This is a genomic window from Palleronia sediminis, assembly GCF_004358695.1.
Classification (GTDB): Bacteria; Pseudomonadota; Alphaproteobacteria; order Rhodobacterales; family Rhodobacteraceae; genus Palleronia; species Palleronia sediminis.
On sequence record NZ_SNAA01000004.1, the window covers coordinates 108,030 to 120,538 of the forward strand.

The 12,509-nt window shown below is 66.6% G+C and carries 12 protein-coding genes; 6 read left to right on the forward strand and 6 right to left on the reverse strand.

The genetic code is table 11. The annotated features are described in order from the left end of the window. Positions 1-870 carry a branched-chain amino acid aminotransferase gene (locus E2L08_RS05415; RefSeq protein ID WP_133396043.1) on the reverse strand — a complete coding sequence of 290 codons (870 nt, stop codon included), beginning with the start codon at positions 868-870 and terminating at the stop codon, positions 1-3. Between the two features lie 159 nt (positions 871-1,029). On the opposite strand from E2L08_RS05415, the gene E2L08_RS05420 reads away from it, so the two are divergent. From E2L08_RS05420 to E2L08_RS05430, 3 genes are read left to right on the forward strand one after another with little or no spacing between them, the layout of a single operon-like run. Next, a complete protein-coding gene (locus E2L08_RS05420) occupies positions 1,030-1,533 on the forward strand; it encodes a MarR family winged helix-turn-helix transcriptional regulator (protein ID WP_133396044.1) in 504 nt (167 codons plus the stop codon). Next, positions 1,530-2,237 carry a response regulator gene (locus E2L08_RS05425; RefSeq protein ID WP_133396045.1) on the forward strand — a complete coding sequence of 236 codons (708 nt, stop codon included), beginning with the start codon at positions 1,530-1,532 and terminating at the stop codon, positions 2,235-2,237. The genes E2L08_RS05420 and E2L08_RS05425 overlap by 4 nt, the downstream gene beginning before the upstream one ends. Positions 2,238-2,267: 30 nt before the next feature. Continuing rightward, entirely contained in the window at positions 2,268-3,158 is an 891-nt protein-coding gene (locus E2L08_RS05430; protein WP_133396046.1) for an SDR family oxidoreductase, read from the forward strand. Here the strand turns inward: E2L08_RS05430 and E2L08_RS05435 are convergent. Both E2L08_RS05435 and E2L08_RS05440 read right to left on the reverse strand, forming a co-directional pair. Beyond that, positions 3,129-4,193 carry a hypothetical protein gene (locus E2L08_RS05435; protein WP_133396047.1) on the reverse strand — a complete coding sequence of 355 codons (1,065 nt, stop codon included), beginning with the start codon at positions 4,191-4,193 and terminating at the stop codon, positions 3,129-3,131. The two genes, E2L08_RS05430 and E2L08_RS05435, sit on opposite strands and share 30 nt — an antisense overlap. Continuing rightward, entirely contained in the window at positions 4,190-5,974 is a 1,785-nt protein-coding gene (locus tag E2L08_RS05440; RefSeq protein WP_133396048.1) for a hypothetical protein, read from the reverse strand. The genes E2L08_RS05435 and E2L08_RS05440 overlap by 4 nt, the downstream gene beginning before the upstream one ends. Before the next feature lie 195 nt (positions 5,975-6,169). Here E2L08_RS05440 and E2L08_RS05445 point away from each other — a divergent pair, with 195 nt between their 5' ends. Together E2L08_RS05445 and E2L08_RS05450 are read left to right on the forward strand one after the other, a co-directional pair. Then, the gene (locus E2L08_RS05445; protein WP_168771054.1) at positions 6,170-7,414 is read left to right on the forward strand and encodes an O-fucosyltransferase family protein; all 1,245 of its coding nucleotides are present in this window, start codon (positions 6,170-6,172) and stop codon (positions 7,412-7,414) included. A gap of 66 nt (positions 7,415-7,480) precedes the next feature. Further along, a complete protein-coding gene (locus E2L08_RS05450; protein WP_133396050.1) occupies positions 7,481-7,762 on the forward strand; it encodes a hypothetical protein in 282 nt (93 codons plus the stop codon). Here E2L08_RS05450 and E2L08_RS05455 read toward each other — a convergent pair. From E2L08_RS05455 to E2L08_RS05465, 3 genes are all read right to left on the reverse strand, one after another. Continuing rightward, complete coding sequence (locus E2L08_RS05455) at positions 7,744-8,808, reverse strand: glycosyltransferase family A protein (protein WP_168771055.1); 1,065 nt, start codon at positions 8,806-8,808, stop codon at positions 7,744-7,746. The genes E2L08_RS05450 and E2L08_RS05455 overlap by 19 nt on opposite strands. Before the next feature lie 13 nt (positions 8,809-8,821). Then, complete coding sequence (locus E2L08_RS05460) at positions 8,822-9,979, reverse strand: NAD-dependent epimerase/dehydratase family protein (protein ID WP_133396052.1); 1,158 nt, start codon at positions 9,977-9,979, stop codon at positions 8,822-8,824. 84 nt (positions 9,980-10,063) lie between these two features. Continuing rightward, the gene (locus tag E2L08_RS05465) at positions 10,064-11,032 is read right to left on the reverse strand and encodes a glycosyltransferase (RefSeq protein ID WP_240758121.1); all 969 of its coding nucleotides are present in this window, start codon (positions 11,030-11,032) and stop codon (positions 10,064-10,066) included. Positions 11,033-11,176: 144 nt separating this feature from the next. On the opposite strand from E2L08_RS05465, the gene E2L08_RS05470 reads away from it, so the two are divergent. After that, complete coding sequence (locus tag E2L08_RS05470) at positions 11,177-12,475, forward strand: multidrug effflux MFS transporter (RefSeq protein ID WP_206076969.1); 1,299 nt, start codon at positions 11,177-11,179, stop codon at positions 12,473-12,475. Positions 12,476-12,509: the final 34 nt, after the last annotated feature.

The window sequence follows — 12,509 nt, forward strand, 5'->3', positions numbered from 1 at the left end:
TCAGCGCCGCACCAGTTCCTCGTATCCCAGCGCGATATCGCGCGTGAGTTGCCCCACCTCGAAGCTGAACTCGCCGATCCGGCCGACGGGCGTCACCTCGGCGGCGGTGCCGGTCAGCCAGCATTGTTCGAACCCCTCGAGCTCGGCCGGCTCGATATGGCGCTCGTGGACGGTGACGCCGCGTTCGCGCAGCATCCCCAGCACGGTCTGCCGCGTGATGCCGTTCAGGAAACAGTCGGGCAGGGGGGTGTGAACCTCGCCCTCCTTGACGAAGAACACGTTGGCCCCGGTCGCCTCGGCGACGTAGCCGCGATAATCCATCATCAGCGCGTCCGAACATCCCTTTACCTCGGCGGCGTGCTTTGACATCGAGCAGATCATGTAGAGCCCGGCGGCCTTGGCGGCCGAGGGGATGGTTTCGGGGCTGGGACGTTTCCATTTCGACAGGTCGAGCTTGGCGCCCTTCATCTTGGCATCGCCGTAATAGGCGCCCCATTCCCAGGCCGCGACGGCCATGCGGACCGGGTTCCGGGCCGAGGCGACCCCCATATCCGGCCCGGCCCCGCGCCAGGCGATGGCGCGCACATAGCCGTCGGTCAGGCCGTTCGCGTCGAGAGTCGCGCGCTTGGCGGCCTCGATCTCGTCGACGGAATAGGGGATCTCGAAATCGATGAGCTCGGCCGATTTGCGCAGCCGTTCCGAATGGCGGCGGCTTTCGAAGATCTTGCCGCCATAAGCCCGCTCGCCCTCGAAGACCGACGACGCGTAATGCAGCGCATGGGTCAGGATATGTACCTTAGCATCGCGCCATTCGACCAGCGTGCCGTCCATCCAGATCTTGCCGTCACGGTCGTCATAGGGCAGGGACATCTGGTCATTCCTTTCGCGTCATTGCCGGGGCGTTGGTTCCTGCGACACAATATGTCGCATCCCGTGGGGTTGGCGTATCTATCCGGCCTTGGAATGTCAACGAGGCTGACATAAACTGTGATGCGAAAGCGGGCAGCGACCGACCCGCGCGAGGATAAGATGGCCGACCTGCGACGAACCGGCGGCGAGACGCTCCTGTTTCTGACCGATGCGCAGTTGCGCAAGGGGATCGAAGCGATGTTCTTTGCCTATCGCGGCTTCACCGCCGATCCCGACCGCATCCTCGAACGCTTCGGCTATGGGCGGGCGCATCATCGCGCGATCCATTTCATCAACCGCTCGCCCGGCCTGAACGTGAACACGCTTCTGACGATCCTGGGGATCACCAAGCAATCGCTGAACCGGGTGCTGCGCACGCTGATCGAGGACGGGATGGTGGAAAGCCGCGTGGGCACGCGCGACCGTCGCGAACGTCATCTGCACCTGACCGAACGCGGCGCCGCGCTCGAGGGGGATTTGTCCATCGCGCAGCAGGCGCGGATGCGCGACGCCTTTCGCCGCGCCGGGCCCGATGCGGTTGCCGGGTTCCGCGCCGTGCTCGAAGAGATGATGGACCCCGAGCTGCGCCGCTATTTCGATGCCGATACGGGGGGCGAGACATGAGCCAGCCGCTTCACCTGCTGGTCGTCGACGACGACGAACGCATCCGGCGCCTTCTGGCCAAGTTCCTGAGGCGCAACGGGTTCTACGTCACCACCGCGCGCGATGCGGCCCATGCGCGGCGTATCCTGGGGGGGCTCGAGTTCGACCTGATCGTGCTCGACGTGATGATGCCGGGCGAGGACGGGATTTCTCTCTGCGCCGACCTGACGGCGAACCGGTCGGTGCCGATCCTGCTCCTGACCGCGCGCGGCGAGACCGCCGATCGTGTGGCCGGGCTCGAGGCCGGGGCCGACGACTACCTCGCCAAGCCCTTCGAGCCCAAGGAGCTCCTGCTCAGGATCAACGCCATCTTTCGCCGGATGCCCGGCCCCGAGGTCGCACCGACCGCGCCCACGTCGCTGTCGCTGGGCATCGTGCGCTATGATACCGGGCGCGGCGAACTCTGGTCCGGCGACGACCTGGTGCGCCTGACCGGCACCGAGGCCGCGCTGATGCGGATCTTTGCCGCCCAGCCCGGCGAGGTGGTCAGCCGGCAACGCCTGATCGAGGATCTCGGCCGCACCGGCCCCGATGGTGAAAGCGCGCAGGATCGCGCGGTCGACGTGCAGATCACCCGCCTGCGCCGCAAGATCGAGGCGGACCCCAAGCAGCCGCGCTATTTGCAGACCGTGCGCGGGGCGGGCTACATGCTGGCGCCCGACTGACGCGCCCCCAAGGACGATCGGACCACGCCCATGAGATTGCTTTCCCTCGGCCACGGCTATTGCGCCCGCGCGCTGGCGGCGCGGCTGCTGCCGCGGGGCTGGCAGGTCGCGGGCACGACTCGCAGCGGCGACAGGCTGGCAGAGATCGAGGCCACGGGCGTTCGCGCGCTGCTCTGGCCCGGTGGCGATCTGCCTCCCGAGATCGAGACCGCGACCCATATCCTGATCTCGGCCGCGCCCGACGCCGAGGGCGACCCGGCCATCGCCGCGCTCGGCCCCGCGATCGCGCGCGCCGCGCCGCATCTCGACTGGGTGGGCTATCTCTCGACCACCGGGGTCTACGGCGACCAGGCCGGCGGCTGGGTGGACGAGACCGCGCCGCTCGAGCCCTCGACCCGCCGCGGCGCCGCGCGCGTCCGGGCCGAGGCCGCCTGGCGCGCGCTTGCCGCGCAATCGGGCCTGCCGCTGCATGTCTTTCGCCTCGCGGGGATCTACGGCCCCGGCCGCGGCCCATTTGCCAAGATCCGGGCGGGCACCGCGCGGCGTATCGTCAAGCCGGGCCAGGTGTTCAGCCGCATCCATGTCGCGGATATCGCGACCGTGCTCGAGGCCTCCATCGCGCGGCCCGATCCCGGCGCGGTCTACAACGTCTGCGACGACGACCCGGCCCCGCCGCAGGACGTGATCGCCCATGCCGCCGATCTGCTCGGCCTGCCGCGCCCGCCCGAAATCGCCTTTGACGAGGCCGAGATGAGCCCGATGGCGCGCAGCTTCTACGCCGACAGCAAAAAGGTGCGAAACGATCGCATCAAGACCGATCTGGGCGTGACGCTGGCCTATCCCGACTATCGCAGCGGGCTTGCCGCGCTATTGGCCGAGGAACGAGCCGCGTCAGCCGAGCAGGTCGGCAAGCGGCGGTAGCCGCCCGAGGCTCTGCCCCTCGGCATTCAGCATCTCGAACCGGACCCCGGCGGCGATGCGCGCACGCGGCACGGCGACCGAATTGGCCTGCCCCCGGAACTGGAACCGGAACGGCGCGTCGTCGGGCTGATCGACCGGATAGCGCGGACCCTCGCCCGGCTCGATCAGCGCGCGGGGCTGCTGCGCCTCGTCGGGGCAGCCGATCAGCGTCAGAACCGTCTGGTCGCGCTTGCGCGCGTTGCGTGGATTGCACAGCAGGAACCCGCCCGCATCGTTGCGAAACAGCCAGAGCGGGCTGCGGATGCTCGGTGCGCCATCGGGAGTCTTGACCGTCGCGCGGATCAGCTTGCCCGGCGCGATATCGGTGCGCAGCGCAAAGCGGCGCAGCCGCTGCTGGCCCGACCAGGTCCCGGCGGTGCGCGCCCCGATCTCGTCGCCCCCGATCGTGGCGGCCAGGAACACCTCCTGCCCCGGCGCCGAAGCCGCGCTGGCATAGCCCTCGAGCAGGCCGTTGCGCAGGAACCGCACCGGCATGACGGTGTCGGCAGGGGGCGTCGCCGCCGCGGCGATCACGTCGCTGAACAACAGCAACCCGTCTTCCTCGATCTCGACGGTGTGCAGGCTGTCGGCTGTCAGCCCCTCGGGCAGGGGGATGTGATGGGTCTGCCACCCCTCGGCATTGCGCGTCAGGTAGTCGAAACGCATCTCGTACCGCCCGTTCAGCACCACGGTCAGTGCGCGCGGCTGGCCATCGGGTCCGGGCGACGGGGCTCCGGTCCCCCCAGTGGCGCGGATGACGATGCACCCCGTCCGCGGGCCGGTGATCTCGAACCGCGCGGTGTTGCGCAACGGCGTGACCAGCGGTTCGGGATAGGTGCCGACGGGGCGCAGGCGGCGGCTGTCGGCACGCCGCGTGTCGGGGTCGGTGTAGCCGGATGGCCCCCAGGGCGGGGGCGGCGCGGTCTTGCGCGCCTCGGCGATGCGGGCATAGAGCGCCTGGAGCGGCGTCCGCTCGGGCAAGTCGGGCGCGGTCATATGATGGCCCCCATGAAATCGAGCCCCGGCCGGCGCGGCCCGTTGAGGTTGAGCTGATGCGCGCCCGCGGTCCATGTGTGGCTCTTCACGTCAGAGCGGCGCACCTGGATGAAGTTGAACGGATCGCCCGACAGGATCGCCTTGCCGCGGTCCTGCGCGTTGTACAGAAACAGCGTGTCGGCATAGCCGCGCACATCCTCGGGGAACCACTCGGCCCCCTGGCGCACGACCAGCGTGCCGCCGCCCACGGTCTGGATATAGGTATCGCGCAGGTCCATCCGCCGCGTATGCATCCGGTCGCCGCCCTCGAACCAGTTGAAGAACGCGGCCTTTCCGGTGATGTCGAACCGCGCGTATTTGCGCTGCAACAGCAGGTCCGACAGGTAATGCGGGCCATAGATGTCATCGTCGTCGAACTTGGCCCAGAACGGCGCCTCGACCTGATCGACCCCGTAATTGATGCAGTAGCCGATGCTCTTGTCGTTGGGCATGGAATGGAGCGTCGCCGTCGGGTGGGCCTCGACCAGGCGGCGATACTCGGGCGGCACCTCGACCCCGTTAACGACGATGCTCAGCGCCACGTCAGGGTGGATCTGCGCGTCGACCGTATCGAGCAGAAAGGGGATCAGCTCGGGGCGGATCGTCGGCACCACGACGTTCACCTTCGCATCGGGCGGCTCGGACCAGTCAGGCGCGACGCCCAGCCGCGCGAGGATCGCCGCCACCGCGTCGAGCGTCGTGCATTCGCTCATCACATGCCGCCAGGCGAGGTGTTGCAACGCGTTGGCGCCCACCTCGTCGGTCAGGAGCCATTCGACCGCGCGCCCGATGGCGTCGGGGCCGTCGGCATGGCGGATGAAGGGCAGCGTGGCCAGCGCGGCGTCATCGGTCAGCACCGCCGTCTTGCAGGCCCCGGCCTCGAGACAGCGCCGCCGCGCGTAATGCGGCCGCGCCTCCGTCAGCGAGCTGTGCAGAACCAGCGCCTGCGCCAGCCGCAGCGGATGGGCCAGGTCGCCGCCCTTGAGCGTCCCCATGAAACGCCGACGCATCGCGGCCGAATGCTTGTTGTCGTTGTTGCGGATATCGACCGACCCGTCGAAGGCCCACCAGTTGTAGTCGAGCAGCGGCCCCAACCAGTCCATCATCTCCGCGGGCGAGGTCTTCATCCCGATCTCGTGATAGCCGTCGAGCAGGAACGAAAAGAGCGGCATCCGCGCGCGCGCCTCGTCAAAGGCCGGGGCGATGGGGTTGAACACCCGCGCATCGACGTGCGGCCCCTGCCGCAGGACCGGGCGGGTGTCGTCCACGGCAAGGCCGGGGGGAGCGACGATCAGGTCGGCATGGGAAAAGAGATGGGCGAACATGCCCTCCGCCCCCGGCTCTTCGGCAAGCCAGAGCACCACGGGCACGCCATGGCTGCGCGCATCGGCCACGAGGAACGCAAGCAGCGGTGCCTCGTCGCGCAGGCCCAGCAGGGCGCGGCGCCAGGGCTCGTGCATGGGCAGGATCCCGGCGCAGATCACCAGCGCGTCGAGCGCGCCCCAATCGGTGCCGTCCACTACCGTCTCGGGGGTCAGCGCGACCGTGTCCGCGGCGCGCCAGAGGCTTGCCGCCGCCTGCGCGCCCGCCACCACCCCCACCCGGTTGCGCAGCCAGAGCGGCGGACGCCCGCCGCGCGGACGGGTGATGAGCTTTTCGGTCCTGATCGGGGTGAACCCGCGGGTCCGGTCGAGAAACTTGTCGCGCAGCGTCGGCGCGGCATCGGCATCGGCCTCGGACATGGAACCCCCGGTCTCGCATGCGGGCCGCCGGTCTGGCGCGGCCGCGACGTTTCGCGCAGTGACTAGCGCAGGACAGGCGCATCGCCAAGCGAGCGATGCGCGATTCGGTGCCGTGTTGCCCGGCCGATCCGGTTCCTGTAGCGAAACGCCGGAGTCGCCACCGCCTGAACACGCGACATGACGGAGACCGCTGCGATGAAACCTGTATTTGTCTCAAGGAAACGCGATGGACTTGGGGAACGCCTTAGAGGGCTGGTCAATGCTTTTGCAGTGGCTGACCGTTTCGGGGGCGAAGTTCGCTTCGCATGGCGACTTATGGGTTCAGCGGCGCAACCGTTTCATGCGATCTGCGAAGCAGAGAAGCTATTTTCTGAAAGGTTCCTCGAGCGCTATCTTATGAGTCCCGAGGCTGCCGACGCATTGGTATGCTGTCCAATAACCGACATAGAGTCCAATGGATTTGGTCTTGTCGAGCCCCAGCAGGGGTATAGTGTCTTCCAAAACCCGTTAACCTCCATGTTGCCCTCATATTTCAGCAAAGAGGATTTGGGTTCAGTTCTGCAAACAGCCTTCTCCAAAATAGAATTCAGTTCCGAGATTGCGAACATCAGGGAAAAGGTTTCCGGTCTGAAGTTGCCGGAGAACGCGGTGGCCATCCATCTTAGGGCGGGTGACATTGTATATGGTAAGTATCGCTTTTCAAATGATTTCCGTGTGAAGGTCATATCATACCCAATTGCAGTAGAGATTATTAAGACCAGTCATGCGAGGAATGAGAAACCAGTTCTTTTTGGCCAAGATAGGGAGTTAATTCGATGGCTTGCGGATGAGTATGGGGCTATCTCGAGTGTTGAATTATTCGACGCGGTGGAGCGGGATCCGCTCCACTTAGCCATGAGTGAGATCTTTCTTATGGCTCGAATGAACCGTTTGGTCAGTGGTAATAGCGGTTTTGCGCTCCTCGCTTCCGCGGCCGGTGCGGTCCCTCACGAAAATCCTTACTTGAGCCGAACCAAGGAAGAAAACGAAGCAGCAGTTGCGCGTCATATGCTGGATCGTGACTTTTCGGCGCCGCCGAGTTTGCTGCAAAAAGCTAACGCATGCTGTAGTATGATGTATCAGAGGCGGGGAATCATAGCCAAGAATCGCGAGCAAATTGCACTGTTGCGAAATGCGATAGCTTACGATCCCGATAATCCGTTCTATCGAGTTTCTCTCGCCGTCAGTATGCTAAACCGTGGCTCCGAGGATCGAGCGGAGAAAATTATCACTCGGTTGCTAAACATTCATAATGCGAATTGTGGTGAAATATTCAATGCGGACGCTTTGAGTAGGCCAGGGCTTATGGAACTTGTCGAAAGATTAAGGCCCTGTGCCGGCAAGGCTGAATGTCCAAATATATCTAAGTTTATCGAGCGGGTCGATGAAGTTCGTGCCTGACGAACGGACTGTTCGGACATAACCGCCAGCCGTTCCGCCCAGACGGACAACCGTCTCAAGGTCTTCATGCCCTGTCTCGACGCGGCACTCGAACGCGACCTTCCGGTTGCACGGTTCCTTCAGGCGATCTTTCTGGCGGCCGAGGGCGATGCATCGGGTGCGCTCGCCGCGTATGAGCGATACGCGGCGAAGCGTCCGGCACGGCTGGCCAAGGTCGAGGCCAAGTATCGCCCCGATCTCGATTACCCGGAATCCCTGTTGCCCGCACCGCCGCCCAAGCCCGCCAATGCGCGCCGCAGGGCCGGGCAGCGCAAGCGTGCGGCGCGAAATCAGCCCTCGGCCGATTGAGGCCGGCTGGCCGTGTCGCCCGTGGGGTGATTGCGCAGATGCGCCATGACCGCGTTGAGGCGGTCGATGCGATCCCGATGATCCGAAAGCCGGTCCCGCAAGGTATTCATGGCTTGCCGTTCCCCCAACAAGGCCGCGCCGAACCCGCGTCGCGTGGCGAGGCGGGGCGGCAGGTCGTCCGGCAGGGCGAGGATGGCGTCGGGCGTGTCGGCGCCCGCGATCTCGGTAAAGAGGCGCATCACCGATTGCACCTCGCGCGCGGCGAGGTTGCGCAGCGCCGCGGCGCGCTCTTCCTCGGGCAAGGAGTCGTGAAAGACGCGCTCGATCAGGTCGTAGGCGGTTTGCAAATCGCCCGCCATCTCGCGCAGCGCGGACGCGCCCGTGATGGCGGTCATCTGGTCGGGGTGCTGGACATAGCGATAGCCCGCGATCTCGCGATGTTCGAAACTGTCGGCCATCCCGAAGGCCAGTGCGTTCAGCGCAAGGTCCTCGTAGTGGTTGAGCCGCGGATAGCTGCCGATGGCCGCCCTCTGCCGTTCCAGCAGATCGCGGCGATAGAGCTTGTTCCAGACCGAGAACAGGTAGCGGAAATCGAGAAAGGCGCCGAGTATCGCGGGGGCGCCGTCAAGGCGGTGCGGCGGGTGGGGCTCACCCCGCGGCACGACCGTGCCGTCGGCATGGACGGTGAGGGCGCGAAAGCCCACGATATCGGTCTCGAGCGGCGCGGCATCGAGAGCGGCATAGAACCCGCCCTCGACCACGTCATCGGCATCGGCGAACTGCACGTAATCGCGCGTCGCCAGTGCCACCCCCGCCGCGCGGGCGGCGAAAAGCCCCCCGTTGGTCCCGAGCCGGTGCACCCGCGCATGATCCGGCACGGCGCTGCCCTGCAACACCTCGGACAGCGGCACGTCCGAGCCGTCATCGATCAGCACGATCTCGGGCCTCGCGTCGAGCGCGAGGACGCCGTCCAGCAGACGCTCGATATCGTCGCGCCCGGCATTGTAGGCGCACACGATCAGCGAGATGCGGTCCTGTGCGCCCACGAGCGGCGAAGCCTCAGCGCCAGAGCGAGACGCAGGGGATCTTGGTCTTGTCGCAGCGATCCGCGTATTTCTGCGCGATTTCCTTGACCTCGGACATGACGCCGGTCTCGAGCTTGATCGGCTCGAGCCCCATGCCGAGGAAGCGGTCGTTGGCCACGAACAGGTCGTTCTCGTCGGCCTCGTTGCGCGGGTTGTCGAGATAGGCGATCTCGGCCCCCATGGCGTCCGAGATCATCTTGGCCAGGTCGCGCACGCGGTGGGTCTCGGTCATCTGGTTGAGGATGTTCACCCGCTCGCCCTTTTGGGGCGGGTTCTCGAGCGCCAGCTCGATGCAGCGGCATGTGTCCTGGATGTGGATGAAGGCCCGCGTCTGCCCGCCCGTGCCATGCACGGTCATCGGGTATTCGACGGCCGCCTGCATGATGAACCGGTTGAGCACCGTGCCATAGTCGCCGTCATAGTCGAACCGGTTGATGAGCCGCTCGTCCATGCGGGTCTCTTCGGTCTGGGTGCCCCAGACGATGCCCTGGTGCAGGTCGGTGATCTTCACCCCGTCGTTCTTGTTGTAGAAGTGGAAGAAGAGCTGATCCTGCGACTTGGTCATGTGGTAGATCGAGCCGGGGTTCGTGGGATACAGGATCTCCTGCTCGGCCACGCCCTCGGCGGTGTCGACCTTGACCCGCAGATAGCCCTCGGGGATCTTCATGCCGGCGGTGCCGTAGCCATAGACGCCCATCGTGCCGAGATGGATAAGGTGGATGTCCTGCCCAGATTCGACGATCGCGGCCAGCACGTCGTTGGTCGCGTTGAGGTTGTTGTTGACGGTATAGCGCTTGTGCGAGCTCGATTTCATCGAGTAGGGCGCGGCGCGCTGCTCGGCGAAATGGATGATGGCGTCGGGCTTTTCGTCCTGGATCAACGTCAGCAGGCGGTGGTAATGCTCGCCCACGGTAAAGTTCTCGTGCCGGATCTCGTTGCCGGTCAGTTCCTTCCAGACGCGCAGACGCTCGCCCAGCGGGCGGATCGGGGTCAGGCTGTCGACCTCGAGCTCCAGGTCGATCTGGCGGCGGCTGAGATTGTCGACGATGATGACGTCGTGTCCGCGCCGGGACAGGTAAAGCGCGTTCGGCCAGCCGCAAAAACCGTCGCCGCCGAGAATGATGATCTTCATACCGCCAGAACCCCTTGCAGTCTGCGTTTCGCGGCTCTCTAGCGGGCAGGGGGGCGGAAGGCAATTCTTTTGCCGGTTCCGCGATCAGCGCGTGATCGCGCGCCCCTCGGCCCAAGCCATGACACGGGAATGCGGCACGTCGAGCCGTACGTGCAGGCCATCGCGCACCGCCCGCGCCGACAGCGCGAGATGACGGCGCGGCGCCGGCGCCCGGCGCGCCTGCCAGAGCCATTTGCCCAGCACCAGAGGCAGCACCGCCCAAAAGGCGCGCCCGGCCGCGCGGCGGTAGAAGATCAGGCTGTTGCGGTAGGCGTAATAGGCTTTCCACGGCGGCTGGAACAGCCGGTCCGCCCCCTCGAAGGTGGCGCAATCATGCTCGAAGCCCAGCCGCGGGTCGAACGCGACCCGGCCGCCGAGCTCGCTCAGCCGCAGGGTATAGAGCACGTCGTCGCCATAGATGAAGAGCCGCGGATCGGGCAGCCCGGCCAGCGCGATGGCGTGGCGCGAGAAGAAGAACCCGACGAAAGACCCCCCGTCGATGGGGGTCGGCGCTTCGGCCTCGTAGGCCGCGTCGGCGATGTGAAACCCCCGCCGCCCCGACAGCGCCGTGCGCCCCATGGCGTCGCGATGCCAGAACGGATTGACCCAGGGGCGGTTCATCTCGCAGATGCCGCCCGCCGGATAGCGCACCGCGGCGGCCCAGGCGTCGAACCCGTCGCGCGGCTCGGCGTGGAACCGCGCCATGCAGCCGGGCGCGGGGCGGGCGTCGTCGTCCATCACCAGCACCCAGTCGGGATCGAGCGTGTCGCGGGCGTGGCGCATCCCCGCCTCGAACCCGCCCGCGCCGCCGACATTGGCGGCCAGCGGCAGGACGGTCAGGCGCGGATCGTCCTGCGCGGCCAGCCAGTCGCCGGTGCCGTCGGTCGAGGCGTTGTCGACCACCACCACATGCGCGAGCATCGCGGCCGGCTCGTCCAGCAACCGCGCGAGCGTCGCCCTGAGCTTGTCCAGCCGGTTGAACGTGACTACCACGGCCGCGACCCTGTCGCCCATTCGATCCTCCGAACCCATGCGGCCAAGGACACGGAACGGGGCCGGGTGTCAAACCGTGCCCGTCGGCTTGCCATCGGCGGCGAGCGGCGTAGGTAACGCCGGCCGGGCGCCCATGCGCCCCCTCCCAGCAAGGCGGACAGGATCATGGCGTTCATCGTTGCCGACAAGTCGCGTGCCGACGCCATCTCCTACGCCGAGTTCGTGGCGATGATCGCCCTGCTCATGGCGCTGAACGCGGCGGCGATCGACGTCTATATCCCCGCGCTTGCCGATATCGGCACCGCGCTCGGCGTGGCCGAAGAGAACCGCCGCCAGATCATCATCACCGCCTATGTCGTGGGCTTCGGTGCGGCGCAGATCGTCTATGGCCCGCTATCGGACAGGTTCGGGCGCCGGCGGGTGCTGTTCGCCGGGCTCGCCATCTATATCGCGGGCAGCATCGCGGCGGTCTTTGCCGGCAGCTTCGAGGCGCTGCTGGCCTGGCGCTTCGTGCAGGGGGTGGGCGCGGCGGCGACACGGGTGGTCGCGACCTCGGTCGTGCGCGACCGGTTCAAGGGCGCCGAGATGGCCAGCGTCATGTCGCTGGTAATGATGGTCTTCATGGTCATGCCGGTATTCGCGCCCAATCTCGGCGCGCTGGTGCTGCTGGTGGGCAACTGGCGCGAGCTGTCGGCGGTGATGACGGTGTTCGGCCTCGTTGCACTGGTCTGGAGCTGGGCGCGCCTGCCCGAGACGCTGGCCCCCGAACGGCGCCGGCCGCTGACCGGCGCCAAGCTGGTCGAGGCGTTCGGCATTGTGGTCACGGACCGCATCGCGGCCTTCTACACCCTCGCCATGGCGTCGTTCTTCGGGGTGCTGTTCGCCTTCATCGCGCAATCCGAGCAGGTGTTCACGCAGGTCTTCGGCCTCGGAAAGGGGTTCACGCTCTATTTCTCGCTCATCGCCGTGTTCATGGCGGGGTCGAGCTTTGCCAACTCGCGGCTGGTGCGCCGGATCGGCACCCACCGGATCTCGCAGGGGGCGCTTTGCGCCTTCATCGCGCTGTCGGCGCTGCACCTGGGGTTGGCGCTGGCCATGGGCGGCGCGACCCCGTTCCCGTTGTTCCTGGTGCTGTTCATCCTGACCATGTGCTGCTTTGGCTTCGTGCCGACCAATTTCAACGCCCTCGCGATGGAGCCGCTGGGCCATGTTGCGGGCACCGGCTCGGCGGTGCTGGGCGCGGCGCAGACGATGCTGGGCGGGTTGCTCGGCGCAGGGGTCGGGCTGCTTTACGACGGGACCATCGTGCCGCTTCTGGCCGGGTTCACGGGGCTCGCCACCCTGTCGCTGGTGCTGGTCGCCGTGGCCGAGCGGGGCCGCATGTTCCCCCCGCCGCGCGAACAGCCGCCGCGGGCGGTCGCGGCTGGCGCAGCCCGCGTTGACAAGGCCGGGGGGCGTGGCTAACCCGACCGCGGTTCTTTGCAGGAAAAGGCGGGGC